General features: G+C 55.6%; 22 protein-coding genes. 9 read left to right on the forward strand and 13 right to left on the reverse strand.

The genetic code is table 11. The features are described 5' to 3' along the window. Positions 1 to 56: 56 nt before the first annotated feature. The 8 genes from Q1B21_RS00415 to pyrH all read right to left on the reverse strand — a co-directional run bounded on the left by Q1B21_RS00415 (position 57) and on the right by pyrH (position 10,185). Positions 57 to 2,492, reverse strand: a complete 2,436-nt coding sequence (locus tag Q1B21_RS00415; RefSeq protein ID WP_299884562.1) for a DUF3772 domain-containing protein — start codon at positions 2,490 to 2,492, stop codon at positions 57 to 59. Further along, positions 2,492 to 3,526: a cysteine synthase A gene (locus Q1B21_RS00420; RefSeq protein ID WP_299884565.1), complete on the reverse strand. Its 1,035-nt coding sequence runs from the start codon at positions 3,524 to 3,526 to the stop codon at positions 2,492 to 2,494. Before Q1B21_RS00420 ends, Q1B21_RS00415 begins: the two co-directional genes overlap by 1 nt. A gap of 68 nt (positions 3,527 to 3,594) precedes the next feature. Continuing rightward, positions 3,595 to 4,710, reverse strand: a complete 1,116-nt coding sequence (locus Q1B21_RS00425) for an NUDIX domain-containing protein (protein WP_299884568.1) — start codon at positions 4,708 to 4,710, stop codon at positions 3,595 to 3,597. Between the two features lie 29 nt (positions 4,711 to 4,739). After that, the gene (locus tag Q1B21_RS00430) at positions 4,740 to 5,180 is read right to left on the reverse strand and encodes a TrgA family protein (RefSeq protein WP_299078662.1); all 441 of its coding nucleotides are present in this window, start codon (positions 5,178 to 5,180) and stop codon (positions 4,740 to 4,742) included. Positions 5,181 to 5,195: 15 nt separating this feature from the next. After that, positions 5,196 to 6,404 carry a cyclopropane-fatty-acyl-phospholipid synthase family protein gene (locus tag Q1B21_RS00435; protein ID WP_299884571.1) on the reverse strand — a complete coding sequence of 403 codons (1,209 nt, stop codon included), beginning with the start codon at positions 6,402 to 6,404 and terminating at the stop codon, positions 5,196 to 5,198. Between the two features lie 69 nt (positions 6,405 to 6,473). Next, complete coding sequence (locus tag Q1B21_RS00440) at positions 6,474 to 7,898, reverse strand: deoxyribodipyrimidine photo-lyase (RefSeq protein WP_299884574.1); 1,425 nt, start codon at positions 7,896 to 7,898, stop codon at positions 6,474 to 6,476. 48 nt (positions 7,899 to 7,946) lie between these two features. Continuing rightward, entirely contained in the window at positions 7,947 to 9,173 is a 1,227-nt protein-coding gene (locus Q1B21_RS00445) for an aminotransferase class V-fold PLP-dependent enzyme (RefSeq protein WP_299884577.1), read from the reverse strand. A 259-nt stretch (positions 9,174 to 9,432) separates the two neighbouring features. After that, positions 9,433 to 10,185 carry a UMP kinase gene (gene pyrH, locus Q1B21_RS00450; protein ID WP_299884582.1) on the reverse strand — a complete coding sequence of 251 codons (753 nt, stop codon included), beginning with the start codon at positions 10,183 to 10,185 and terminating at the stop codon, positions 9,433 to 9,435. Positions 10,186 to 10,282: 97 nt separating this feature from the next. On the opposite strand from pyrH, the gene miaA reads away from it, so the two are divergent. The 5 genes from miaA to Q1B21_RS00475 all read left to right on the forward strand — a co-directional run bounded on the left by miaA (position 10,283) and on the right by Q1B21_RS00475 (position 18,034). Beyond that, positions 10,283 to 11,176: a tRNA (adenosine(37)-N6)-dimethylallyltransferase MiaA gene (gene miaA, locus Q1B21_RS00455; protein WP_299884585.1), complete on the forward strand. Its 894-nt coding sequence runs from the start codon at positions 10,283 to 10,285 to the stop codon at positions 11,174 to 11,176. A gap of 347 nt (positions 11,177 to 11,523) precedes the next feature. After that, positions 11,524 to 13,194, forward strand: a complete 1,671-nt coding sequence (locus tag Q1B21_RS00460; RefSeq protein ID WP_298932286.1) for an ABC transporter substrate-binding protein — start codon at positions 11,524 to 11,526, stop codon at positions 13,192 to 13,194. A 137-nt stretch (positions 13,195 to 13,331) separates the two neighbouring features. Further along, on the forward strand, positions 13,332 to 14,378 hold the full coding sequence (locus Q1B21_RS00465) for an ABC transporter permease (RefSeq protein ID WP_298932288.1): 1,047 nt from the start codon (positions 13,332 to 13,334) through the stop codon (positions 14,376 to 14,378). A gap of 12 nt (positions 14,379 to 14,390) precedes the next feature. Then, complete coding sequence (locus tag Q1B21_RS00470; RefSeq protein WP_299884589.1) at positions 14,391 to 15,854, forward strand: ABC transporter permease; 1,464 nt, start codon at positions 14,391 to 14,393, stop codon at positions 15,852 to 15,854. Positions 15,855 to 15,946: 92 nt separating this feature from the next. Next, positions 15,947 to 18,034, forward strand: a complete 2,088-nt coding sequence (locus Q1B21_RS00475; RefSeq protein ID WP_298932292.1) for an ABC transporter ATP-binding protein — start codon at positions 15,947 to 15,949, stop codon at positions 18,032 to 18,034. Positions 18,035 to 18,155: 121 nt separating this feature from the next. Here Q1B21_RS00475 and Q1B21_RS00480 read toward each other — a convergent pair whose 3' ends face one another. From Q1B21_RS00480 to Q1B21_RS00490, 3 genes are all read right to left on the reverse strand, one after another. After that, on the reverse strand, positions 18,156 to 19,142 hold the full coding sequence (locus tag Q1B21_RS00480) for an MBL fold metallo-hydrolase (protein ID WP_299884592.1): 987 nt from the start codon (positions 19,140 to 19,142) through the stop codon (positions 18,156 to 18,158). Positions 19,143 to 19,271: 129 nt separating this feature from the next. Then, entirely contained in the window at positions 19,272 to 20,234 is a 963-nt protein-coding gene (locus tag Q1B21_RS00485; protein ID WP_299884595.1) for a LuxR C-terminal-related transcriptional regulator, read from the reverse strand. Between the two features lie 98 nt (positions 20,235 to 20,332). Next, positions 20,333 to 20,911 carry a lytic transglycosylase domain-containing protein gene (locus Q1B21_RS00490; protein ID WP_299884598.1) on the reverse strand — a complete coding sequence of 193 codons (579 nt, stop codon included), beginning with the start codon at positions 20,909 to 20,911 and terminating at the stop codon, positions 20,333 to 20,335. A 205-nt stretch (positions 20,912 to 21,116) separates the two neighbouring features. On the opposite strand from Q1B21_RS00490, the gene ssb reads away from it, so the two are divergent. Both ssb and Q1B21_RS00500 read left to right on the forward strand, forming a co-directional pair. Continuing rightward, positions 21,117 to 21,614, forward strand: coding sequence for a single-stranded DNA-binding protein (gene ssb, locus Q1B21_RS00495; RefSeq protein ID WP_298932298.1), 498 nt, complete (start codon positions 21,117 to 21,119; stop codon positions 21,612 to 21,614). Between the two features lie 18 nt (positions 21,615 to 21,632). After that, positions 21,633 to 22,703: a site-2 protease family protein gene (locus Q1B21_RS00500; protein WP_299884602.1), complete on the forward strand. Its 1,071-nt coding sequence runs from the start codon at positions 21,633 to 21,635 to the stop codon at positions 22,701 to 22,703. A 12-nt stretch (positions 22,704 to 22,715) separates the two neighbouring features. On the opposite strand, the gene aroB is transcribed toward Q1B21_RS00500, so the two are convergent. Next, on the reverse strand, positions 22,716 to 23,828 hold the full coding sequence (gene aroB, locus Q1B21_RS00505; protein WP_299884605.1) for a 3-dehydroquinate synthase: 1,113 nt from the start codon (positions 23,826 to 23,828) through the stop codon (positions 22,716 to 22,718). Next, entirely contained in the window at positions 23,829 to 24,416 is a 588-nt protein-coding gene (locus tag Q1B21_RS00510; protein WP_299884608.1) for a shikimate kinase, read from the reverse strand. Between the two features lie 79 nt (positions 24,417 to 24,495). Between Q1B21_RS00510 and Q1B21_RS00515 the strand changes: the two genes are divergently transcribed. Together Q1B21_RS00515 and Q1B21_RS00520 are read left to right on the forward strand one after the other, a co-directional pair. Next, positions 24,496 to 24,645, forward strand: coding sequence for a hypothetical protein (locus Q1B21_RS00515; RefSeq protein ID WP_298932306.1), 150 nt, complete (start codon positions 24,496 to 24,498; stop codon positions 24,643 to 24,645). Continuing rightward, positions 24,635 to 26,155, forward strand: a complete 1,521-nt coding sequence (locus Q1B21_RS00520) for a hypothetical protein (protein WP_299884611.1) — start codon at positions 24,635 to 24,637, stop codon at positions 26,153 to 26,155. The genes Q1B21_RS00515 and Q1B21_RS00520 overlap by 11 nt, the downstream gene beginning before the upstream one ends. Position 26,156: the final 1 nt, after the last annotated feature.

A 26,156-nucleotide genomic window follows, 5' to 3' on the forward strand; every position in this document is an offset into this window, starting at 1 on the left:
CACACAGAGAAAACAACCTCACTTTGTGATCGAGCGGATCGTCGTTGGACTACGGATCAGAACTCCTCACCACCATCGGGATCCAGATCCGACTCTTTCATTTCTATTGGGCTGGTCGAGTCTCTTCGGGATTGCACTTGCGCGCTGTCCGGCGTAGTTTCAGGTGCATTATCAGAAGATTGCAGAACCTCTGGGTTCCGTAGCCACAAATCGCGCTGGGCAAATGGAATCTCGATCCCAGCCTCGACGAAGCGGCGGTTAATCTCGTGGTTCATGTCGGATTTCACCGACAAAACCCAGTTCACGTCCCGCAAGATCGCCCGTATCTCGAAATCCAGAGAGTCGGCCCCGAAGCCCTGGAACACCACACTGGGCGCCGGGTTGGCCAGAACCATCGGGTGAGTGTTAGCAACCTCTCCCAATATCTCCTCGACCTGTTTTGTATCGGTCCCATAGGCCACGCCAACCGGCACGATCACCCGGCCAATCGTGTTCCCCCGCGTGTAGTTTGTCACCACTCCGCTGATCAGGTCCGAATTCGGGACAATCACATCCGTTCTGTCAAACGTCTCGATCCGGGTCGACCGCACCGAGATGTCGCGCACATAGCCCATCATCCCGTTAACGTCGATCCAGTCGCCCTTGGAAATCGGACGTTCGACCAAGAGGATAATGCCAGACACGAAATTCGAAACGATAGTTTGCAGACCAAAACCGATGCCCACGGACAACGCACCGGCAACGATGGCAAGCGACGACAGGTCAAAACCCGCCACCATGATGGCGACCAAAGCGGCCAGAAAGACGCCGACATATCCTGACCCGGAAACGATCGCATTCTGGCCCCCCGGGTCGATACTGGTTTTTGGCAGCAGTGAGTTTCGCAGCCCGCTTTGCAAAAGTCGCGTTAAGGCATAGCCAATCGCAAATACTGCAACAAATGTCAGAAAGTTGGTCGGTGAGATCGTCACGCCGCCGATATCGAAACCCTGCAACAGCCGAGACCACGCTTCGAGCAGATCCGCCTCGCGGGCTCCCCAATAGACTGCAAGGATCGGTAGCGCGATGATCGTCAGGGCGAATCCAATCAGCACCGCAAAAAGCGAATCTCCGGCACCTTCGCCCTGCCCGCTTACCCAACCATAGATTTGGCAGAAGAAACGCTGGAAGATGATTAATGCGGCAATCAAAACCAGTGTTTTGACGGCTGGAAAGACAATGGCTTCTGCAGCATTTGTATAGCCCAGAAGTGCTAGAAAGGGTGCGGCCATGCCCAGCATGAACAGCGCGCGGCGCAAAAACTCGACCAGTTGGCTGAAACCCGCTGCCCGGGACGAGGTGTTTTGTTCAGACCCCTCCTTCTGAACGTCATTTGTTCGTATGTGACGTGCACGCAGCAGCAACAGTGCAGTTGCCACAATAATTGGAAAACTGACCACGGCCCGTGTCGCATCCGAGATGTTTTCAATCTTCTCGAACAACTTTACCAACTCGTGCAGGATCAGCATGATCGCCAGCAAATCCAGGTAGATACGAAGCTCCGTGATTTTTCTGACCGAAAGGCGTTTGAAGTTGTTCGCCGCACCCATCAGATAAATTTGGCGACCGATCCAGTCGTAAGACAGCACAATTGCTGCCCAGTAGGGGATTTCATCAACCAACAGCGATCCGCGCAGGCCCAAAACATCGGTGAGGTAGAGCGCCACGACCACTGCCAACACACCGATCCATGGCAAGATAATCCGAAGCAGCGAAATGACAAAGGTCCAAACGCCACTGCCAGAACCGCCAAACTGCCGCAGATACTCACCACCCTTCTCTGACCAGTATTTGCCAAAGACCAGCAAGACCGTAGCGATGCCCAGCAATATGAAAATCACCAATCCACGTTCGCGAATTTGCTCGCGAACAATGTCGGTCTTCATATTCTTGACCGTCTCGTTGATCAGGCTGCGGGCCGCACTTTCGACATCCAACCATGCCGGGGCCCAATACGCCGGGTTTATTGGCGACGGGCCCTTCTCCAAAAGCTCCTTGGTTTGTCGATCACGGATAATCTGGTCGATTTCGCTGATCAGACCGTTGGCGCGGCTATACGCTTCTTCCGAGATGATGCGCGGAACGCGCAAGCTGTTCAGCTGGTTTTCAAGGTGCTGGCGCAGCTTGGCAATGTCTTCTGGTTCAGTTGCATCCCCTTCGGGCTTAGGCCCCAGGGCTTTAAGCTGCCCTTCCAGTGTCTCAATCCGCTCGGTATTTTCTCCGCGAGATTTGTTAAAGGTATCTCGATAACCGTTTATTTCTGAACGCAAATTTTCCAACGCCGCGCTCGACGCCCTGTTGACGTCGATCACGGCCTCGGCCCGATCCGCTGTTCTTATCCATGTCTGATAGTATTCGCTTTGCCGATCTGACAGCTGCGCATCTGCAATACTACCAAACCCGACAAGCGACAGGATAACGAGAGCAAGAAACAGGCGGACCTGTCGCAGCATCATACGTCCTCGAATACGCCCGGAATGCTACGCGGCGCTTCGGTCATCCAGTCAGGTACGGGCAACTCCTTTTCACGGAGGAATTCCGGGTTGAACAGCTTGGACTGATAGCGCGTGCCGTAATCACACAGAATGGTCACAATGGTATGGCCCGGTCCCATTTCCTTAGCCAAACGCACTGCGCCCGCCATGTTGATCGCAGTTGATCCGCCCATAACAAGGCCTTCTTCGCGCAAGAGGTTAAAGATGTAGGGCACCGCTTCATTGTCGGTGATTTGATAAGAATGGTCCGGTGTGAACCCTTCAAGGTTTTTGGTCACGCGGACCTGCCCGATGCCCTCGGCGATCGAGCTGCCTTCCATCGCGATCTCGCCGGTTGTGTAGTAGGAAAAGAGTCCTGCCCCCATCGGATCGGCGAGGCCAATTTTGACGCCTTTGGGCTGCAGGGCATCGGCCACGCCTGCCAACGTGCCGCCAGATCCGACGGCGCAGATGAACCCATCAACCTTGCCACCTGTCTGTTCCCAGATTTCCGGGCCGGTGGTTTCCACATGGGCTTGCCGGTTGGCGACATTGTCAAACTGATTGGCCCAGATTGCGCCATTTGGTTCGGTCTGCGCCAGTTCCTCGGCCAGACGGCGAGAGTAATGCACGAAGTTGTTCGGGTTGCGATAAGGTGCCGCTGGCACCTGCACAAGCTGCGCCCCCGCCAGGCGCAGCATGTCTTTTTTCTCTTCGGACTGAGTTTCCGGGATCACGATCACAGTCTTGAACCCCATCGAAGCACCCACAAGCGCGAGCCCGATGCCAGTGTTCCCCGCAGTGCCTTCGACAATCGTGCCTCTGGGCTTCAGATCGCCGCGGGCGATGGCATCGCGAATAATATAAAGCGCGGCACGGTCTTTAACGGACTGGCCCGGGTTCATGAACTCGGCCTTGCCGAGGATTTCGCACCCGGTTTCGTCACTGATGCGGCGCAGCCGGATCAACGGTGTTTTTCCTACTGCGTCAGCAAGATCTCGTGCAATGCGCATGGCACCCTCATGTCATTATGTCTCAACGAAGATTTACAGATGCAGTGTTCCAACCACAAGCGTCATAGTCATGCGCGCAGGCGGTCCCTGTGACGTGCCAACCAATGGGCGAGCGTCAACAAGGGCAAATCCTTGAAAACACTCTGATCAACAAGGTTCATGAATTCTTCGAACGGCAGAATCTGCGTGCGGATATCCTCACCCTCAGTTTCCACACCGCCTACCTCGGTGGTTTCAGTCAATTCGCCCACTCCAACGTAGAGATAGACATACTCAGTCGACGATCCGCTTGATGAATAAGCGCCGCCCGCATATTCAAGCTTTTCCAAGGTGATTTTCGCCTCTTCTGTCGCCTCGCGATACGCGGTTTGCTCGGGCGTTTCTCCGGGATCGATCATTCCGGCGACGGGTTCCCACATCCAGGGCTCAGGGTCATCGATCAAAAACAACGGCGTTCTGAACTGCTCGACCAACAGGACCGTGTCGCGCACCGGGTCATAAGGCAACACAACTACGGCACTGCCTTGCAACAGTGCATTGCGGCTTAGCACAGGACCCATCGAGCCGTCGTGCTGGCGATGCTGCAGTTCGATTTCTTCCAATCCGAGGTAATCAACATAGGCCCGGGTATGACGATGCACGACGACATCTTCGGCCACATTGCGTGGATCACCGGTTTTGCGTTGTCGCGCAAACAGCTTGGCCCATGCCCGTGTCTGGATCGCAGGCATGCTGCGCGACATCGCGCGGGCGTCGACCTTGCCGAAATAGGCCATTTCTTCTTCAGCGGCGAGCGTAGTTACCTCGCCCAGCCGATCGACCCAATTCTGCAAAGACCAGGGATCGCTAGGTATCCACGCACCAGGAGCTGGATAAAACACCTGCGCGGAAGCTTCGCTATCATCCTGCAGAACAACAGTGACCGGTTCTAGATCATAGTCGAAGCCGCCTTCGTAAAACGCCAGTCTCGCCAAATCCTCAGCCGTCAGTCCACGCACAAGGATACCTTGGGCATTTGCCCGGGCTTCCTGCAGGATCATTGGAAAGTCCTGCCCCTGAACTGCGTAAACCATATGGTCAGGAAGGATTGCAGCATACATGGACAGCGCGTTGGCGTCGCGCCCCAAAACACGGTGCAGCAAGGGCTCGTGCCGCAACGTGCCATATAAGAAAAGATCAGACACAATTCAGACTTTCACGCCGGACAAAGATATCAGCGCCAACGGCGACTTGCTTCTTCAGTTGCCAATCCAGCAACCACAGCACCAACGCCCAATGTCACTAGGATTTCGGGAACCAGCAACAGCTGACCATAGTCGAGCCCGATCTTGAAGATGGCCAATAATGCCTCGAAGGGGCCGTCGTAGCGGTGACGCATTGCCAGACGGAACATCTCGTAGCAGCCTTGTACAAACAGTGCCCAGAAGACCAACGAGGCAACACCCGTCAGGCCATTGTTTACCCCCGCTGTCCAGCCACGGCCTGCGCGCTTGCCCATGACCTTCCATCCACAGATCCAGCCCAACGCGATGTTTACAATGGTGAAATAGCCATAATCTTTGCCTTCTTCACCATTTTCTATGATCATGCTCGACACCAAGAAGGCTATTACCACCAGACAAATGGCGGCAACTAGACGTGAGGCACTGGGCATTCTGAATTCCGTTCCTTAACTGGGCTTTGCTACGGTGATCTGTGTCACATCACAATTGCCTGTGTCAAAGGCCGCTCCGCATGCGGTCAAATAATAATTCCACATGCGGCGAAAACGCTCATCAAAACCCAATTCTGATACCTGATCCCATTTGGCATTGAACGTCTCGTACCAACGCCGCAAGGTCAGGTCGTAGCTTTTACCAAATTCTTTGGATCGCACTAGTTTCAACCCCGCCTGATCAATTTGTTCACGCAAAACCGTCGGCGATGGCAGCATCCCACCCGGAAAGATGTATTTCTGAATGAAATCAACACCGTTCTTGTAGAATTCCCAGCGGTGGTCTCCGACGGTGATGATCTGAAAAGTGGCTTGCGCCCCGGGTTTCAGCCTTTCGCGAACCGTGTCAAAGTAAACCGGCCAGTATTTCTGGCCCACCGCTTCGAACATCTCGATCGAGGCAATCCCGTCATAGTGCCCACGCTCATCTCGGTAGTCTTGCAGCTTGAAATCGACAAGATCAGAAAGTCCTGCCTTTTCTATACGTTGAGAGGCGAATTTCAACTGTTCTTCACTGATCGTCAAACCTGTTACGCGAAGGCCACGCTCTTTCGCGGCATATTCGGCGAACCCACCCCAACCGCAACCAATCTCAAGGATGTGGTCACCGGGCTTTGCACCCATTTCGTCAACCAAGCTTTCGTATTTCGCGGCTTGCGCTTTTTCCAAGCTTTCCTGCCCTGTTTCAAACAGAGCGCTGGAATAGGTCATCGTGTCGTCCAGCCATAGACCGTAGAAGTCATTGCCCAGATCATAGTGGTAAGAAATGTTCTTTTTGGCCTGCGTCCGGTTGTTACGGTGCAGCCAGAAGCGCAACCGCTCGTAGGCCTGAACCAGAAACTTACCCGTGAAACCATCATACACTGTTTCAGTTCCCAGATGGACCAGATCCATAAAGGATCGCAAATCAGGCGTGCTCCAATGTCCGTCCAGGTACGCGTCGGAAAACCCCAGCTCTCCCTCGCGGATTAGTCGGGCAAAAACATCCGGGTCGTGGATATCTACCTGAGCAACGGGACCTGGTTTGGCGCCCTCAGTGCGAAACGTACGGCCATCTGGCAAGGTGATATCCAGACGGCCAGACTCCATCTTGCCCAGCATCTTGAAAACCTGCGCGAAATATCTAGGCAGTTTTTTTTGCCCCTCAGTCGTCATAAAGATCATCCGCTCTCCCCTTTGCGGTGCCTCTAGAAGGCTAGGCCGCGATTCTGTTTCTGGCAAGTTTTCAGTTCCTTACTGGCTTTTTCGGCATTCATACGCGGCCAGCGCACGGCGTCGCCCATCCGGCAATGCGACGACAGGTTTTGGGTAATCTGTGTCGGGCCGGATGTTCCACGATCTCGGAACGGCATCGAAATAGGCAAGTGCGGTATCGCTTGGATCGGCCTGACCCTCTGCAATCCACCGCCGTATGTAAGCGCCATCGGGATCAAACCGCTCCTGTTGTGTCTGTGGATTGAATATCCGGAAAAACGGCGACGCGTCGGGGCCTGATCCGGCCACCCATTGCCACCCCATTGCGTTAGCAGCCGGATCCCAATCGATCAGGCAGTCCGCGAACCAATCCATGCCAATCTTCCAGTGAGTCATGAGATGTTTGGTCAGGTAGCTGCCGACAATCATTCGCGCGCGGTTGTGCATACGCCCGGTGACATACATCTGCCGCAAACCCGCATCGACGACCGGAATGCCTGTTCTGGCCTGCTGCCAAGCCACCACATCAGGATGGTTTGGATCGATATTCCAGGGAAACCCATCCCATTCCGGTTTCCAATTGCCGGTCAAAAGGCGTGGCGTGTGATACATCAGGTGGTACGCAAACTCACGCCAAACAAGCTGGCGCAAGTACGCCTCAGTCCCGGACACGCCCATCATGGCGGCGCGCTGCACCCTGTGCCACGCGGTACGTGGCCCGATTTCACCTAATGAGAGGTACTCTGACAGGTTCGATGTCCCGTCCCGGTCTAACCTGTCCCGATGGTTGGAATACCCGCTGACGCGGTCCAGAAAACCGTCCAGATGATCAAGCGCCGCCTTTTCACCCGGCTGAACATACGGGCTGACGACAAAAAGCCCGCGGTTCATAGCCGTTCCTAACTTCCATGAAGCCAGATCATCAGAAGCAGGCCATTGCTTCGGCGCTGGCAGCCGCGTCGGCGCCGCATCTGGAACAGAAACCTCTCGCGACTGAACCGCCCGCCACATTGGCGTGAAAACACGAAACGGCTGTCCCGCTTTGGTTGCAACGGTCCAGGGTTCGAACAGAAGATGACCGGCAAACGACTTTGCCTGCACGCTTTGAGCGCTCAAAGTCGATTTGATCATTGTATCGCGTTCGATCGCTTCTGGATCGTAAGCACGAGACCAGTAAACGGACTTGGCCCCGGTTTCGGAGATCAAATGCTGCAATTGATCCAAGGCATTGCCGCGACGCAGGATCAGTCGACTCCCAATTTGCCTTAGCGACTGGTCAAACTCTTCCAACCCCAGCCCAAGGCGCCACTTTGGTGCTGCACCCAAATGCTGGGCCAGATCGTCCAATATGAAGACTGGGATGATGGGGCGGCCTGTTTCCACAGCCGCCGTAAGTGCCGGATGATCCGACAGGCGCAAATCCCGTCGGAACCACAAAATAATCGGAGACTGCCCCTGTGACATACATGTCCTGATGTTTTCTTCGTTATACGAGGCCGAGCAAAATTTGGATCACAAAACGCGTTCAAGTGCCCCTAAAAGTTGATCAATTTCATTTTTCGCGGTGTAATGCGTGAAACTGATCCGAAGAACGCCCTGCGCTGGATCGACACCCATAGCTTGCAACGGTCGCGACGCATAAAAGTCTCCGCCGCCAGCCATGATACCATGCTGCGCAAGTTCCGCCGCAACTGGTTCTGCTGGGCGATTCAACGACAACGCGACCGTCGGCGCCCGCATAGACGCATCTGACGGGCCAATCAAACGGACGGCATTTCGATCTTTCACAGCGTCCAGCACCGGTTGCAGCAAAGCAACCTCGAACGACCGCATCAGATCATGAACAAAGGCTCCTTGCTCGGCTGCGCCTGTCTTTGGCCCACTGTGATGGCCACACAGCTGTTCCACATAATCCGCCATCCCGGCGCTTGCTGCAATCTGAGCATGATCCGGGCCGGCCGGAGTGAATCGTTTGTACAAAACATCGCCGTTAAAATAATGCGCCTGGTTGGGCAGCAGCTCTCCAAGTGTACGGCGAATGACCATGCAGCCTTGATGCGGCCCATAGGTCTTGTAGGCAGAAAACAGGTAGATGTCCGGGCCTAAATCGCCGACATTCGGGAACCCATGCGGCGCGTATGATACGCCGTCCACGCATACAAACGCACCTGCAGCATGGGCGATTGCAGTGATCTCGGTAACCGGATTGATCTCACCCACCACGTTCGAACAATGGGGAAAGCAGACAAGACGCACTTTTTCATCCAGCAGGTTTTCCAGATCTTGTGGGTTCAGCGACCCGGTATCAGGATCGATCTGCCATTCCCGCACCTCGATTCCAGCGTCTGCCAGACGCCGCCACGGGCCGGAATTGGCCTCATGGTCCTGATCAGTCACAATTATGGCCTCGCCTGGTTTCATCCACTGCCGGAACGCCTGCGCCAGAACATACGTGTTTTGCGTGGTCGAAGGGCCAAAGCTCAACTCATCCGTATCTACGCCCAGAATGGCGGCCATCCGGCTGCGTGCCTCATCCATCTCTTGCCCGGCAAGCCGGCTGGCCTCGTACGCGGCGTAGGGTTGAACCTTGCGCTGAGTATAAAACCGCGTCAGCCGGTCAATAACCGGCTTGCAAGTATATGATCCGCCTGCATTTTCGAAAAACGCTTGCCCTGCCAGGCTGGGTTCGGAAAAAGCGGGAAACTGTGCCCGAACGAAATCGATATCCAGAGAGCTCATCGCATCTCACTCCTCAGTCATGCTGCACATCAAAGAGGAGCCGGCGCATGTTTCCGGACACCTCAGAAATCATGGCAGGTCTTCCAGCCTCGCCGAAACCTTGGTCACCACCACATGGCATCGGCAGTTCTATGGATTGAATGCGAACCCTAGGAACGAGGTTACGTTGCCGGTGGACCCTGCGCAGGTCAAGCGCGGCATTCAAACAAAAAGGCCGGCCCCTTGGATCCGGCCAATTGCAGATCTCTGGTCGAAATCGTCAGCCTTGAACCTTTGTATAGGTCCCCTCGCCCGCCAGAATGCCGCGGAACCCGCCGGGTTCATCCAAGCCGAATACGATCAAGGGTAGGTTGTTGTCCCGCGCCAATGCAATGGCCGAGGCGTCCATGACCCGCAGGCGTTTGGCCAGAACATCGTCATAGGTCACTGTGTCATAGCGCACCGCATCCGCATGTTCCTTAGGGTCCTTATCGTAAACACCGTCAACGCCATTCTTGCCCATAAAAATAGCCTCGCACGCCATTTCGTTGGCGCGCAGCGTGGCAGCGGTGTCCGTGGTGAAATACGGGTTGCCTGTTCCCGCGGCGAAAATGCAGACCCGCTTCTTTTCAAGGTGACGCACCGCGCGGCGGCGAATATAGGGCTCACACACTTCATCCATGCGAATGGCCGAGATTACACGGGTGAACACCCCAACCTCTTCCAATGCAGATTGCATCCCCAGCGCATTCATGACGGTGGCCAGCATCCCCATGTAATCCGCTGTCGTCCGTTCCATCCCCTGGGCCGAGCCGCTGAGGCCACGGAAAATGTTGCCACCGCCGATAACCATGCAAATCTCGACGCCCATATCATGCACTGATTTGACCTCTTGCGCGATGCGCTGGACCGTTGGCGGGTGCAAACCGAATCCCTGATCCCCCATCAAAGCCTCACCCGAAATCTTCAACATCACGCGTTTATACGTTGTTTTAGTGGCTTCTTCGGTGTCGATGGATGGGGAAAGGCTCATATTGCGCTCCGGGCTGGCACGGGTTTATTTTCCGGCGCAAAATGAAGCAAAAGCGCCGCAGGTTCAATGCGGTTGGTAAGGAATGAGGCAACCCCGAATGACCGGCCATTCAGCATCACAAATCCTAGACCGCCTGCCCCCGATCCCAGAGGGTAAACCGGTGCTGATCGCAGGCCCCACTGCGTCGGGAAAATCAGCGCTGGCCTTGCAGATTGCCGAGACCTTCGGCGGCGTCATCGTGAACGCCGATGCCAGTCAGGTCTATGATTGCTGGCGGGTCATCTCTGCCCGCCCGTCCGCCGAAGAAGAAGCCCGCGCCCCACACAAGCTTTATGGCCACATCCCCTTTGATCAGGAATATTCGACCGGGCACTGGCTGCGCGAGGTTGTTCCATTGCTGACAGGCGGTCAACGCCCGATAATCGTAGGCGGCACTGGCCTGTACTTTACCGCGTTGACCGAAGGCATGGCGGAAATTCCAACCACACCCGCGGATGTGAGGTCATTGGCCGACCAGATGTCGCTGACCGAACTAATGGCAGGCGTTGACGATCTGACACTTGAACGGCTGGACACCAACAATCGTGTCCGTGTTCAACGCGCCTGGGAGGTGCAGCAGGCGACCGGGCGCAGCCTGCTATCTTGGCAGTCTGAAACACCCGCCCCGGATCTGACTTTGTCGAATGCCGTTCCCATCGTCTTTGATGTCGACAAGGCCTGGCTGCTGGGTCGGATCACCCGGCGCTTTGATCAGATGCTGGAAATGGGCGCCTTGGACGAAGTAAAGGCCATGCGCGATCGATATGACCCGTCACTACCGGCTTATAAGGCGATAGGTGTTCCCGAACTGACCGCGTATCTTGACGGAGAGATGACGCTGGATCAGGCCCGAGAAAAAGCCACAATCTCGACCCGGCAATTTGCAAAGCGACAACGGACTTGGCTTCGCGCCCGGATGAAAGAATGGTATCATATTGATTTCTCAAGGTGATACTTTGGTAAGGCGTATTCTTTCCTGCGAGCCGCTCCGTGATCGTCGATGTTCGATAGTGGGAAGGATAACCCACGCTTGCTTATCTAGTGTCTCACTTTGATAAGTGGGCGAATCCCCATCGGATTGTTCTGGCATAGCCCTTTAAACTCGTATCAACGATGTCGTTTTTTTGCCATCTATGACGATTTCGAACATTGACCTGATGCAAATTCTGGTGCCGAATGCGCCCATGGGGATGCTGAGAATCCAAAAAAGAAAACCCATCGACCTACCTTGCGGCGCCTGCTGCGCCGGGTAGCTCTGATCTTCACAATAAAAAAACTGTGTCACAGGGAGATGCATTTATGACAAATCAAACAACCACCGGAGCACCGGTACACTGGGCGGCTGAGATGCACGCCCAGGAGTATCGGGACGGTAAGTTAAATCGCCGCGAGTTCCTAACTCGCACCACAGGGCTGGGCCTGACGGCCGCCGCAGCCTATGGGATGATCGGATTGGCTGCACCTGCCCGCGCGGAAGGTGAAGACGCTAAGCAGGAAGGCGGTACAATCCGCGTTCAGCAGGAAGTACGCGCTTTGAAAGACCCGCGTACCTATGACTGGTCTCAGATCGCAAACGTAACCCGTGGCACTATGGAATATCTGGTCGAGTATAACTCGGACGGTACATTCCGCGGCATGCTGCTGGAAGGCTGGGAAGTCAACGACGATGCGACCGTTTACACATTGAAAGTCCGTCCGGGCGTCAAATGGAACAACGGAGACGATTTCACCGCCGACGACGTTGCCCGCAATATCGCGCGCTGGTGTGACAAGAGCTCGGAAACCAACTCGATGGCGGGTCGTTTTGCGACCTTGATTGACGCTGACTCAGGTCAGGCAATTGACGGCGCGATCGAAGTTGTGGACGCAAATACGGTTAACCTTAACCTGCCCAACTCTGACATCTCGCTGATCGCAGGTATGGCCGACTATCCGGCCGCTATCGTGCACAGCTCGTTCAGCGAAACCGATCTGCTCAACAATGTAGGCACCGGTGCCTACCTGATTGAAGAGCTGGAAGTTGGTGTGAAAGCATCGCTGGTCCGCAACGAAGACCACACCTGGTGGGGCGAAGAAGTCTTTGGCCGTCCGGCGCTGGACCGCATCGAGTACATCGACTACGGCACCGATCCTTCCGCTTGGCTGGCTGCTTTAGAATCCGACGAAGTCGACATGCTGTACGAGTCGGTCGGTGAATTCATCGATGTGATGGACAGCCTCGGCTATGTGAAATCGGAAGTTGTCACGATGAACACCATCGTTGTTCGACCGAACCAGCTGGCCGAAATCGACGGCAAAAAGCCCTATGCGGACAAGCGTGTGCGCCAGGCTCTGCAGATGGCCGTGGACAACGCGGTTTGTCTCGAACTCGGATATGGTGGCCGTGGGTCGCCTGCTGAAAATCACCATGTTGGCCCGATTCACCCGGATTACTTCGAACTGCCTCCACAGAAAGTCGACCCGGAAGGGGCTCGCGCTCTGATGGAAGAAGCCGGAATGGCCGATTTCGAGCATGAGTTGATGTCAATCGATGATGACTGGCGCCGCAACACTACTGACGCCGTGGCCGCGCAGCTGCGTGACGCGGGCATCAAGGTCAAGCGGACGGTTCTGCCAGGCAACACCTTCTGGAACGACTGGGCCAAGTACCCATACAGCTCGACCAACTGGAACCACCGTCCTCTGGGTGTTCAAATCTGGGCGCTGGCCTATCGTTCGGGCGAGGCCTGGAACGAATTCGGCTGGGCCAACCCTGATTTCGATAACTTGCTGACCGAGGCACTGGCCATTGCCGACGCTGATAAGCGTCGCGAAGTTGTCGCCAAAGGCGAAGCGATGATCCAGGAAGAAGGCGTGACCGTTCAGCCGTACTGGCGGTCGCTCTATCGTCACATGAAGGATGGCCTGGTGGGCACCGACATGCATGTGTCGTTCGAACACCATCACTACAAGTGGGGTTGGGCTGCGTAAAACCCGCCTGCTCACCCTCCGGGGGCGCCTGACTTAGGCGCCCCCTTACAGCCGCAGACTTTCCGACACGGGATCGGACGTCCGAGGCCAGAAAATGGTCCACTGATCTGCGGAACACCCGAATAACAGGGGCCAACATGGGACTATTCATCCTCCGACGGTTCGGCGTCATGCTGTTAACAGCACTGTGCTTGACGTTCGTGGTTTTCTTTCTGACCAACCTCTATCCAAACCTTGAAAAACTCGCCAAGACGCAGGGAAACCAGCGTATGTCCGACGAACAGGTCGAGACATGGCTTGAAAACAGAGGATATCTGCAGCCGACCCTTATCAAGTATGGCCAGTGGCTGGGCGTAATGCCGGGTTACCAAAAGGTTCAGGAGGATGGGCAGGTTTTGGGCACCTGCACGCGCCCCGGGTCAACGGCTGACAACACCCCGAGGTTCTGCGGTGTTCTGCAAGGGGATTGGGGATACTCCAGTGTGTTTAAGGACGAGGTTGGCAGCATCGTCGCCAAACGTCTGGGCAACACCGGCTTTCTGATGCTCTGTGTTCTGGTGCTGATGGTTCCATCTGCCCTTATCGTCGGAGTACTGGCCGGGATGCGTGAGGGATCAGCGCTAGACCGGTCCTTGTCCACTTTCTCGATCATCACAACGGCAACACCGGAATATGTGTCGGGCGTGATTTTCATCGCGATCTTCACCTCATCCACTGTGGGCCTGAAATGGTTCAAGGGGACAGCGACGCAGGCGATGGACAATCCGACCTTCGAAAACTTCTTCCTGCCGGTTCTGACCATTGCACTTTATGGGATGGGGTACATCGCCCGAATGACCCGAGCGTCGATGACCGAAGTGATGACGGCCCAGTACATCCGAACCGCGCGCCTAAAAGGCGTGTCCTTCCCAAACATCGTGATGAAACACGCATTGCGCAATGCGTTGATCGCACCTTTCACCGTCATCATGCTGCAGTTCCCATGGCTGCTGAATGGTGTTGTGATCGTTGAGACCTTGTTCAACTACAAGGGCTTTGGCTGGGCGCTGGTTCAGGCTGCAGGGAACAATGACATTCAACTGCTGTTGGCGATTTCGGTCGTGTCGGTCTTTGTGGTTCTGGTGACGCAGCTGATCTCCGATATCGGCTATGTCTACCTCAACCCACGCATCCGTATTTCGTAAGGGAGATAGAACATGGAACCTCTTACCTGGACCGGCTCTATCGCCTTTCTAAACCCGCTTTTGATGGTTGCCCTTGCTGCATTGATCCTGTCGATTGTGATCTGGATTGTCGGAAGCATTGTCCTGCCGGAAGAACAAGTTACCGTAAACCCGGATGGAACGATAACATCCAGCAGCGGTGTACGAAACCTGACAAATCTGGCCTTGCGGTACAGCTTTTTAGCCTGTGTGGCATTGGCAGTTGGTTACTTGGTGCTGGGCATCCTCATGGGCACAAGCGCCGGCATTGTCGGGGCAATATCCCAACAATTCCTGCCCGTCTGGATGGCGCTGATCATCATGTTTGCCATGTCTATCGCCTATAAACGACGGTTGGGTCTTTATGGCAAACTGTATGACAGCCCAATCGGTATGATCGGGTTTGGCCTTGTGATGTTCTGGGTGTTCACCGGGATTTTTGGTGCACTCGACCTGATCGTGACGCAGGACCCTCTGGCACAGGTCTCGGGCATGAAGAACAAGGTCCCCGGGACGCCGTTGCCGAGCCCTGAAGATGGACAATACGCCTGGTATCTTCTGGGCGGCGACAACCTTGCCCGCGACGTCTTTAGCCGAATGGTCAAAGGGGCCTGGATTGTGGTGCAGATCGCACCTCTGGCAACCATGTTTGCCTTCATGGTCGGTATTACCCTTGGACTTCCGGCAGGGTATTATGGTGGTCGCCTCGACACGTTCCTGTCCTTCCTGGCCAACCTGATCCTGGCTTTCCCGGTCATCCTGCTGTTCTATCTTCTGGTCACACCGGAAATCGTGGCGACCGGCGTGCCGAACTATATGGCGGCCGTGTTGTTCGTGTTCCCGATCCTGTTTCTGACCGTTCTGCTGAATTCACGCTATTACACGAGACCAAGTTTCCGCACGCCTCTGTTGATCGGAGTGCTGGGGGTAACGGTCTGGCTGTACTTATCGCTGATTTCTACAAATGGGTACGTGATCAACACGGATGATTACAGCATCTGGGGCCTGCCGACCTATCTGGATCTTTTCGACGTTCCAGGCGGCATTCTGGTGGTGTTCGTTTCGGTGGTCTTCGTGAACTCACCCACCGTGTTTCGCATTGTCCGAGGTTTGGCATTGGACATCAAAACCCGCGACTATGTTGCTGCGGCACAGACCCGCGGCGAAGGCCCTTGGTACATCATGCTGTGGGAAATCCTGCCAAACGCGCGTGGGCCGCTGATTGTCGATTTCTGTCTGCGCATTGGCTACACCACCATCCTGCTGGGAACCTTGGGGTTCTTCGGATTGGGGCTGCCCCCGGAAAGCCCGGACTGGGGTTCTACGATCAACGAGGGGCGCAAGCTGCTGTCGATCTATCTGCACCCTGCCCTGCCGCCTGCCTTTGCGCTATTGTCTCTGGTTCTTGGATTGAACCTGCTGGCGGATGGCCTGCGTGAGGAAAGCCTGAAGGACTGATGTGATATCGGCCGGGGGCTTTGCCCCCGGACCCCCAGGATATTTTTAGCCAGATGAAGGGGTTCCCCCGGACTCTCGCGAGGAGATACTAGATGAGCAAAATGGCGGAATATGACGGCCCGATCCTTGAGATTGACAAGCTGTCGATCTCATTTTTCACACGTCTTCGGGAAATTCCCGCCGTGATGGATTTCTCGGTCAGCGTTCAACCCGGTGAGGCTGTTGGGCTGGTAGGGGAATCCGGGTGCGGTAAGTCTACTGTGGCACTTGGCGTAATGCAGGATCTCGGCAAAAACGGTCGGGTCGTGGGAGGCACGATCAAGTTCAAGGGCCGCGATCTGGCCGAGATGAGTTCGGAAGAACTACGCGACATCCGCGGCAATGAGATCGCCATGATCTATCAGGAACCGATGGCGTCGCTGAACCCGGCGATGAAAATCGGCAGACAGCTGATGGAAGTGCCGATGATCCACGAGGGTGTGGGCCAGGATGAGGCTTATGCCCGCGCGCTGGAAGTGGTCACCGATGTACGTCTGCCCGACCCCGAGCGGATGTTGAATTCTTTCCCGCATCAGCTGTCGGGCGGTCAGCAGCAACGTATCGTGATCGCGATGGCGCTGATGTCAAAGCCTGCGCTGTTGATCCTGGACGAGCCAACGACCGCGCTGGACGTGACAGTCGAGGCCGCCGTAGTCGAGCTGGTTAAGGATCTGGGCAAGAAATACGGCACCTCAATGCTATTTATTTCGCACAACCTGGGTCTGGTTTTGGAAACCTGCGACAGGCTTTGTGTGATGTATTCCGGTGAGGCGGTTGAACGCGGATCGATCAAAGACGTGTTTGACGAAATGCAGCACCCGTATACGCAAGCGTTGTTCCGGTCGATCCCTTTGCCGGGCGCCGACAAGAATTCTCGGCCACTGGTGGCCATTCCCGGCAACTTTCCCCTGCCCCACGAACGTCCGTCGGGATGCAACTTTGGCCCGCGATGTGACTATTTCGAAGAAGGGCGCTGCGATTCACAGAATATTCTGATGGAGGCTGTTCCGGGCAATGATCGGCATCACACGCGGTGTCTGAAATTCCAGGAAATCGACTGGAACGCCCCGATCACATTGGCCGAGCAGAAGGAAAAGGGTGAAATTGGCCGGACCGTCCTGAAAATGGACAACCTCAAGAAATACTATGAGGTGGCAGCAAATGCCCTTTTTGGAGGCGGTACAACGAAAGTTGTGAAAGCCAATGAAACCCTGAGTTTCGAAGCACATGAGTCCGAGACGCTGGCAATTGTGGGCGAATCCGGTTGCGGAAAATCCACGTTTGCCAAGGTTTTAATGGGTCTTGAAACCGCAACGGATGGTCAGATCCTTCTGGACAATCGCAATATCGAAGACGTGCCAATCGAAGACCGGGACGCCAAGACCGTGGGCGAGGTTCAGATGGTGTTCCAGAATCCGTTCGACACCCTGAACCCTTCGATGACGGTGGGCCGCCAGATCATCAGAGCGCTGGAGATCTTTGGGGTTGGCAATACCGAGGCTGAGCGCAAAAAGCGAATGCTCGAGTTGTTGGATCTGGTGAAACTGCCCCGCGCCTTCGCCGAGAGGATGCCAAGGCAATTGTCCGGCGGCCAGAAACAGCGCGTTGGTATCGCGCGGGCCTTTGCCGGGGATGCACGTATCGTTGTGGCAGATGAACCTGTCTCGGCGCTTGACGTGTCTGTTCAGGCCGCGGTGACCGATCTGTTGATGGAAATTCAGCGCGAGCACAAAACGACCCTGCTGTTCATCAGTCATGATTTGTCCATTGTGCGCTATCTCAGCGACCGGGTTATGGTGATGTATCTGGGTCATGTGGTCGAACTGGGGACAACGGATCAGGTCTTTTCACCGCCCTATCACCCATACACCGAGGCCTTGCTGAGCGCGGTTCCTATTGCCGATACGTCAATTGAGAAGGAACATATCGTTCTGGAAGGCGATATTCCATCCGCGATGGACCCTCCTCCGGGGTGTCCGTTCCAAACGCGGTGCCGCTGGAAATCCGAAGTGCCGGATGGTCGATGCGAGTCGGATGTGCCGCCAGTGAAAACACTGGCAGACGGGCACCAGGTCAAATGCCACCTGGCAGACGACGTGCTGGCCCGAATGCAGCCGGTCATAAAGATCGCCGCCGAGTGAATGAATTAAATTGACCCAAAAGGGCCGGTCAGTGACCGGCCCTTTCCTATTTCGCCCCATTTTCATCTTGGAAAGACGCATATGAGGCAGGTCGTGAGTGGTAATCCCGAGAGCTTGGTCTTTACCCTGTCTGCACGTTATTTCCGAAGTACATGAACTCCTGATTCATTCCCTTCACGTCACCAGCTTCCAGCTGCAAGCTGGCATTGTCCAGCATCTTGTAACTCGGCTGAACCTTGACCCATTCATCAGCAGATTGCAGCGTTGTCAGCGTGTAGGAAGTGACGTCGTTCAGGTAATGCGTCGGAATGATGATTTTTGGCTTTAGCTTGGCCACGATGTCGTTGCCTTGATCAAAGCTGAGGATATGCTCGGACCCGTCTACCGGCAAGGTCAGGACATCAACTTCACCAATCAAGTCCCAAAACTCCTGCGGCGGATTGTGGCGATTATCCCCCCAGATCAACGTGCGAATGCCGCCGGTTTCAACCAGATAGACGACCATATCCATGTGGCCAACATTGTTGGGCGGGCAAGCCTCGGCGCCAAACTCGGCCAACGCATTTGTCCAGTCATACCAACCCGGAGCGACGCAGGCATGCTTGTCGGCAAATCCGGTAATCTTCAGATCTGCAAATTCGAAATTGCCCGCCATTCGGTCCAACACCATGGTGGAACTTGGGCGCTCAATCGCATCGTGGTCGAAATGGGCATGGGTGGACATCGTAATATCAACCGGAATCTGCGGAAATTCGTTCCTGAACCACAATCCCCACGCGCCAGACGGATCATCCCGCCAGGGATCAAACAGAACTGTGGCCCCATTTGGGGATGTAATCTTGATGGCACAATGACCGTAGTAATCGATCCCAACGGTTCCCGTGCTGGCCTGACCCGTAGCGCCCTGCAGATCAATCACGTGGTTGTTGTTGCCAGGTTGCAGCCAAGCTTGAGATTGGGCTTGGGCAGGCTTTGCCTCAATCAGCGATGCCCCTGCACCAATACCGGCTGCACCGGCTGCCATGAAAAACGACCGCCGCGACAACCCGGGCGCAAGCGCATCCCTGTTCCCTTTCACAATCGTGGGCTTCAGATCTTTGCGATCCATGTTTGATCCTCTCTGCTGGGTTGGCGCGGCGTGTCCCGCGCTCTGCCAAAGAGGGTAACAAGTCATCTAACCTTGGCTCAGACCGGAAAAATCTGGGGGGAATATGGGGCCAATCCCCATATTTCCTGATCACGAAATCGCGAGCAGATGGCTCCGCAGGTTTTGCGACCGCCCATCAAGGCCAAGCTTGCGACGGATGTTATTGCGATGAAAATCAATGGTCGACGTTTCGCGCGACAGCGCTTTTGCGATGTCTTTTGTCGTCTTTCCAAACATGACCATTTGCGCAACTTCAATCTCAGTCGGCGTCATGACCGCAAAAGCGTCTGTCAGCTTATCCGACATTGATGAGGTAATTTCATTAAGATTGTTTTCCGCCAATTCCAGATACACATGCTGGGCTTCATCTCGCCCCAGATGGCTGCGAACCTTGTCGAGATAGGGCAAGACCCTGTTTCGAACTTGATCGACGATCTCATGGTCTCGGCTTTTGCGGTCATCATCCAAACTGGACAGCAAAACCCGCAACGCCGTGTTGGTTTCCTGCAATTCGCGCGTGCGCTCTGCAACGCGGTTTTCAAGCTGAGTCAGCGTTTCGTTAAGCTTTTCCTCCAACGCACGGCGCAGGTAAACCTCTTGCAACAAAGCCAAATCCGATTCGACGATGCGAGCGAATTGGCCCAAACCTTCCCGAAACAAAAGCGCCTGACGATTGCGTTTCCGATCCAAGACACAAATGGTGCCAAACACCGTTCCATCGGGCCACTTCAGCGGCAGACCGATATAGAATGACATCCCGTGTTCTAAATCGTCATTATCGGCCCAAGCCGGATCACAGCTCGCATCTTCGACGACAAGCTCTCCGTCGCGCTCAAAGACCCCCTGGCAATACAGCTTAGGGTTCAACCGGAAACTTAGCCCGACCGGATAGGGATTGTCTGGATGATCGGAGGTTATGAGAACCGCGTGTTCCGGCGCATCTGTTTTCATAATCAGGCTGGCAGGCACATCCGCCAGCTGCGCGACCAGATCGACTAGCTGCTGCCAGTTGACCAAAGTATCCTTGGGAATTTTCGGGCGATCACGTGGCATCCAGAGCCTCCCCTTTGCCGGGCAGTTCTCTTTCAGACTAGATTGCCAACCGGGCAGCAATCAAGAAACGGGCGCTCTGCACTGCGGCATGGCGGCGCTCAGCCACCCCAGATCACTTTCACGTAGTTCTGGGTTTCTTTGTAGGGTGGGATTCCACCATGTTTTTCAACCGCCTTCGGACCGGCATTGTAGGCGGCCAGCGCAAGGCGCCAGGACTTGAACTTACGATACTGCCACGACAGATACCGTGCGCCGCCTTCAAGGTTTTGCTTGGGGTCATGTGGGTTCACGCCCAACAGCTCTGCGGTCTGCGGCATAAGCTGCGCCAGCCCGAGCGCGCCCTTGTGAGACTTGGCGTGTGGGTTCCAGCCACTTTCCTGCTGCACAAGACGCAAAAAAAGCTCTTCCGGAATACTGTGCAGCCGGGCCGCGTCGCGGGCCATTGACAGGTATTGGTCGCGATAGTTGCCGGTGTAGCGTTTGTTGAATGTCCCTTGCGCCGCTTTGGGCTTCAAACGCTCGGACCCGCGGTACTGTGTCGCCGCACGGGAATCCAACACTTTGGCCTGCTTCAGAAAAATGTCCTTACGGCTTTTAGAGGACAGCGTCTGCGCTTCCAAAGAACCTGAAACCAAAGCAAGGCACAGGGCACACAAACCAACAACCAGAGAACGCATAAAAGCCTATCCCGCTCGTTCCAAAATCAGTCGGAGTATATGTATTCCAGTCAAAAATGAAAGCTTGGTAAATGGTGTCGAAAGAATTCTTGCCGACTGTTGTCGTGATCAACTGTGTTTTAACCATGATGCAGGCCGTATAGGGTCGCACAGACACGCAGCGCCAGATTCGGCGCATCTAAGTTAGAACAGAACGGGGAGTTTCATGGCGGGTTCAGTCAATAAGGTCATTTTGGTCGGCAATCTTGGCCGCGATCCCGAGGTCCGGTCATTCCAGAACGGCGGAAAAGTATGCAATCTGCGCATCGCCACATCAGAGAACTGGAAAGACCGCAATACTGGCGAACGGCGGGAACGTACGGAATGGCACTCGGTCGCCATTTTCTCGGAACCCTTGGCCCGTATTGCCGAGCAATATCTGCGCAAAGGCAGCAAGGTCTATATCGAAGGTCAGCTGGAAACGCGCAAATGGCAGGATCAGTCTGGTCAAGACCGGTATTCAACCGAGGTTGTTTTGCGCCCCTATCGCGGCGAGCTGACCCTGCTGGACAGCCGTGGTGGTGACAGCGGTGGCGGTCAATCTGGCGGTTATGGTGGCGGCCAGGCCGGTGGAGGCTATGGCGGCGGAGACCCATATGGGTCCCCATCCAGCGCACCTGCCCCGGCATCCGGCGGAATCGACGACGACGAGATTCCGTTCTAAGCGAAACGGAGACATCAAATGACATGGTCCTTCTCTCTCGGACGGTTACTCGGCTCGGAACTGAGGGTCCATGTCACCTTTTTCCTGCTGTTGGCCTGGATCGGATTCGCCGCCTATTCCAGCGGCGGATGGCCCGCAGCAATCGAAAATCTGGTTTTTGTGCTCGCTCTGTTTGCATGTGTAGTCGCGCATGAATTTGGTCATGCCCTTATGGCGCGACGCTATGGGATAAAGACCCCCGACATCACTCTGTTACCCATTGGCGGCCTTGCGCGATTAGAACGGATGCCAGAAAAACCGATGCAAGAGGTCTGGGTGGCGCTTGCCGGGCCTGCTGTCAACGTCGCGATCTGGGTCATACTTGTCATACTCGGCGCTGGGATGCCTTACGAGGCTATCACTCAGATCGAGTCCGCCAATGTCGGGCTTCTGGACAGGCTCGCCTACATCAATCTGCTTTTGGCTGCCTTCAACATGATCCCGGCATTCCCGATGGACGGCGGCCGCGTGTTCCGCGCCCTACTGTGCCTTCGGATGGACCGCGTCAAGGCTACGCGATTGGCGGCCCTAGGGGGTCAGGTTGTTGCGGTCGGGTTTGGCTTTCTGGGGTTAAGCTCTGGCAACCCAATCCTGATCCTGATCGCCGTCTTTGTTTTCGTCGCAGCCAACGCTGAAAGCCAGGACGTTGCCCTGAGGTCTGTCGCGCGACGCGTCTTGGCACGCGATGCCATGATTACCGAGTTTCACGCTCTGTCTCCCACTGACACACTTAGCACTGCGGCGCAGGCCGTTATTCATACCACTCAGCATGAGTTCCCAGTTTTGGATACAGACGGCTCGCTATTGGGGTTTGTGACCCGGGATCGGTTGTTTGCAGCGCTGGCAGGTGATCATCCCCGGTCGGACTTGGCAACGTCGATCATGGAGACCGACATTCCCCAGATTGGCTTAACCGCCGGCCTTGAGGCCGTGTTGGAAGAATTGCACAAAGGTGCCCCCGCCATCGCGGTTCTCGGTCGAACCGGGCGTATGATTGGCTACATCACACGCGAGAACATAGGTGAATTGATGGTGATTCGAGGGCGTTAAAGCTATTTCTTATCAAGCCGTTTGAAGCGCATCTTCAAGTACAGAAAAAACCGCCTCGCGCGGCACATCAGCGGTGACAAAGGCCTGCCCGATACCCCTGGCCAGAATAAACCGCAACTGCCCATCCACGACTTTCTTGTCCTGTGCCATCAATTCCACCAAAGGCGCGGCACCAGGCAATTCACCAGGAATGTCGGTCAGATCGGTCTTCATCCCCATAGCCCGCAAATGTGCCCGCACCCGGCTTGGATCTTCCTGTGAGCACAAGCCCAGACGCGACGACAGCTCAAAGGCCAAAGCGCAGCCAATGGCAACCCCTTCGCCATGAAGCAGCCTGTCAGAATAGCCGGTCGCAGCTTCCAGCGCATGGCAGAAAGTATGGCCCAAGTTTAGCAGCGCGCGGTCGCCTTGTTCCGTTTCGTCGCGGGCCACAATGTCTGCTTTCATCTGAACCGAACGAGTCACCGCGCGAACCCGAGACGCCATATCACCCGACGAAACTGCAGACCCGTTTGCTTCAAGCCACTCAAAGAAATCCGCATCGCCCAGCAGGCCATACTTCACAACTTCTCCATACCCAGACAGAAAATCCCTTTCTGTCATTGTGCCCAGCACCGATGTATCAGCCAGCACCAGCGACGGCTGGTGGAATGCCCCAATCAGGTTCTTACCTTGTGGTGCATTGATCCCCGTTTTCCCGCCGACGGAACTATCCACCTGCGCCAACAGAGAGGTGGGAATTTGCACAAAGCGGACGCCCCGTCGCAACACGGCAGCAGCAAAACCCACAAGATCGCCAATCACACCGCCGCCCAAGGCCACGACCACGTCCCGGCGCTCGACTTTTTCGGCCAGCAGCCATTCGACAGTGCGTTCAAAATGCGGCCAGCTTTTGGTGGCCTCCCCAGCTGGCAAGGCAAGTGCAGACATCTCGACACCCGCAGCGTTCAGCCCCTCGCGCAACGCGTCCAGATGCAGCGCTGCTACGTTCTCATCCGTGACAACCGCAACCTTTGGGCGTTGCAGCAGAGGTGAAATCCGCGCACCGGACTGGGCCAAAAGGTCAGGTCCGATCTCGACATTATACGAACGCTCGCCCAGCTCTACATTTACGGTCTGATGCATTTACTTCCGTTCCAAAACATCGGGACGCGTCATCAAAGCGACAATCACCCGATCCACCATTTTGTCGATTGAGACCTCACCGTCTGAGGTCACTGTCAGATCAGCCTCGGCATAAACCGGTACACGCGCCTCATACAAGGTTTTCAAGGTCGCATGCGGGTTCTTGGTGCGCAGCAATGGTCGCGTGTCTTTGTGACGAACCCGGTTCCACAACACATTCAAATCTGCCCGCAGCCAAACAGACGCCCCCTGTCGCGTGATCATTTCACGGTTTTCCTGAGACAGAAAAGCACCGCCACCAGTTGACAGGATGCCCTTTTCCTTGTCCAGCAAACGGCCGATGACCTGACTTTCCTTGGCGCGGAAAAACGGCTCTCCATCCCGTTCAAAAATTTCTGGAATGGTCATATTCGCTGCCGATTCGATCTCAGCATCGCTGTCGAGGAACGGAACGCCCAACCTGGCTGCCAGAGCGCGACCAACCGCGGTCTTCCCAGCACCCATCATCCCAACAAGGACCACAGTTTTGTGCAGATAAAAGTGCTGCCCTGTGTCCGCCGAGTGAGTGTTATGCTTTATTTCGCTCATTCTTCCGTGAATGACGTGATCTTGGAAAGAATGCCAGTTATAACTTGGCCAAAATCAAAATTTGAGGCAGCGTGACGCCATGAGCCGTGTGATCAAGTTCCTGATATATTTAGTTTGCCTGGGGTTCATCGGGCTGGTGGCCTATGCCTATATCGGCCCGTATTTTGGCGCGGATTTTTCGGCCCCGCAAAGTGAAATCCGAGAGCCGGTCGTCCTGGATGTCGACTAAGAAAACGTTTCTGGCATTGGTATTGGCGGGTTCTGTGCAGGCGCAAGAGCCGCTGTCAGTCATTGAATGGCTGACCGAACCACCAGAAAACCTGCCTGGCACCGTATTGCTTGAACCACCCGTGGCACAGAACGGAATTCAACCGAATATCGAAGTGACACCGCTTGAGGCATTGTCCCAGCCCTTGGGGCTTGTATCCTCGTCCGTGACCGGCCTGCCGGTCGATCTATGGCAAGGCAGCAATCCCGAGCGGTTGGCGGAGTTGATTTCGCGCGTTCCCGTCAAATACAACCCTTCAATGCAGCGCCTGCTGTTCACATTGCTGCTGTCCGAAGCCCGGGCCCCCGCTGGTCCCAGCGCGGAAGAAACCCTGTTACTCGCACGGCTGGACAGGCTGGTTCAGCTTGGCGCGGCGGATCCCGCGCAATCATTGGTGCAACTCGCTGGCCCAACGAACACGCGAATGCGGTTCCAACGCTGGTTTGACGCGACGCTGTTGACCGGAGATGAAGACCGCAGCTGCACGGCCTTGATTGCGCAACCGCATCTGTCGCAGAACTATGCCGCGCAGGTGTTCTGCAAGGCACGACGGGGCGATTGGGCTTCGGCGGCTCTAACGCTTGAGGCAGCCCATGCGTTGGAAATCCTGCCGCCCGAAGAGCTGGCGGTTCTGGATCGGTTCCTAAGCCCTGAATTGTTCGAAGGCGCAGCCTATCTTCCCCAACCGGACGACCCAGATCCGCTTAGTTTCCGTTTGTTCGAAGCGATTGGAGAGCGCTTGCCATCAGCTCCGCTGCCTCGGGCGTTTGCAAATGCGGACTTGCGCGATGTGGCCGGGTGGAAAGCACAGATCGAAGCAGCCGAACGTCTGACACGAATCGGGGCTTTGACGCCAAATCAGTTGCTGGGTCTTTATACCGAGCGTGATCCGGCGGCGTCTGGTGCGGTTTGGGATCGGGTTGCAGCGATTCAACGCTTTGAAAGCGCGCTGGAGAGCGGAAGTGCCGAAGCAATCGGCAAAACACTACCCCAAGTTTGGAAACAGATGCGCAGTGTTGGGCTCGAAGTTTCTTTTGCCGAGCTGTTCGCCGACCGTCTGGCAAGTTTCGCTTTGCCCGTGCCCGCGACAGAGAGCTTGCGCTGGCGCATTCTGATGTTGTCCGAGCTCTATGAAGAGGCTGCATTGGCAGCACCCGATCGCTCAACTGATACCCAGTTCCTGGTTGCTCTGGCTCAGGGTGATCCGGGACGTGCGGTTTCGCCATCCCCGCTGGCCGATGCTGTGTCACAGGGTTTCGAGTGGGCCGCGCCTGTTCCATCTGACATTGATGCTTTGTTGGCCAATGGTCAGCTGGGTGAGGCTATTCTGGAGGCCATGCATCTGTTTGCTCATGGCGCGCGCGGTAACTTAGTGGATCTGACTGCCGCGATCGCCGCCTTTCGACGCGTAGGCCTGGAAGACACGGCCCGACGCGCGGCCCTTAATCTACTGATCCTGCAAGATCGTTGAC

Origin of the sequence: uncultured Ruegeria sp., from assembly GCF_947504215.1 — a bacterium.
Classification (GTDB): domain Bacteria; phylum Pseudomonadota; class Alphaproteobacteria; order Rhodobacterales; family Rhodobacteraceae; genus Ruegeria.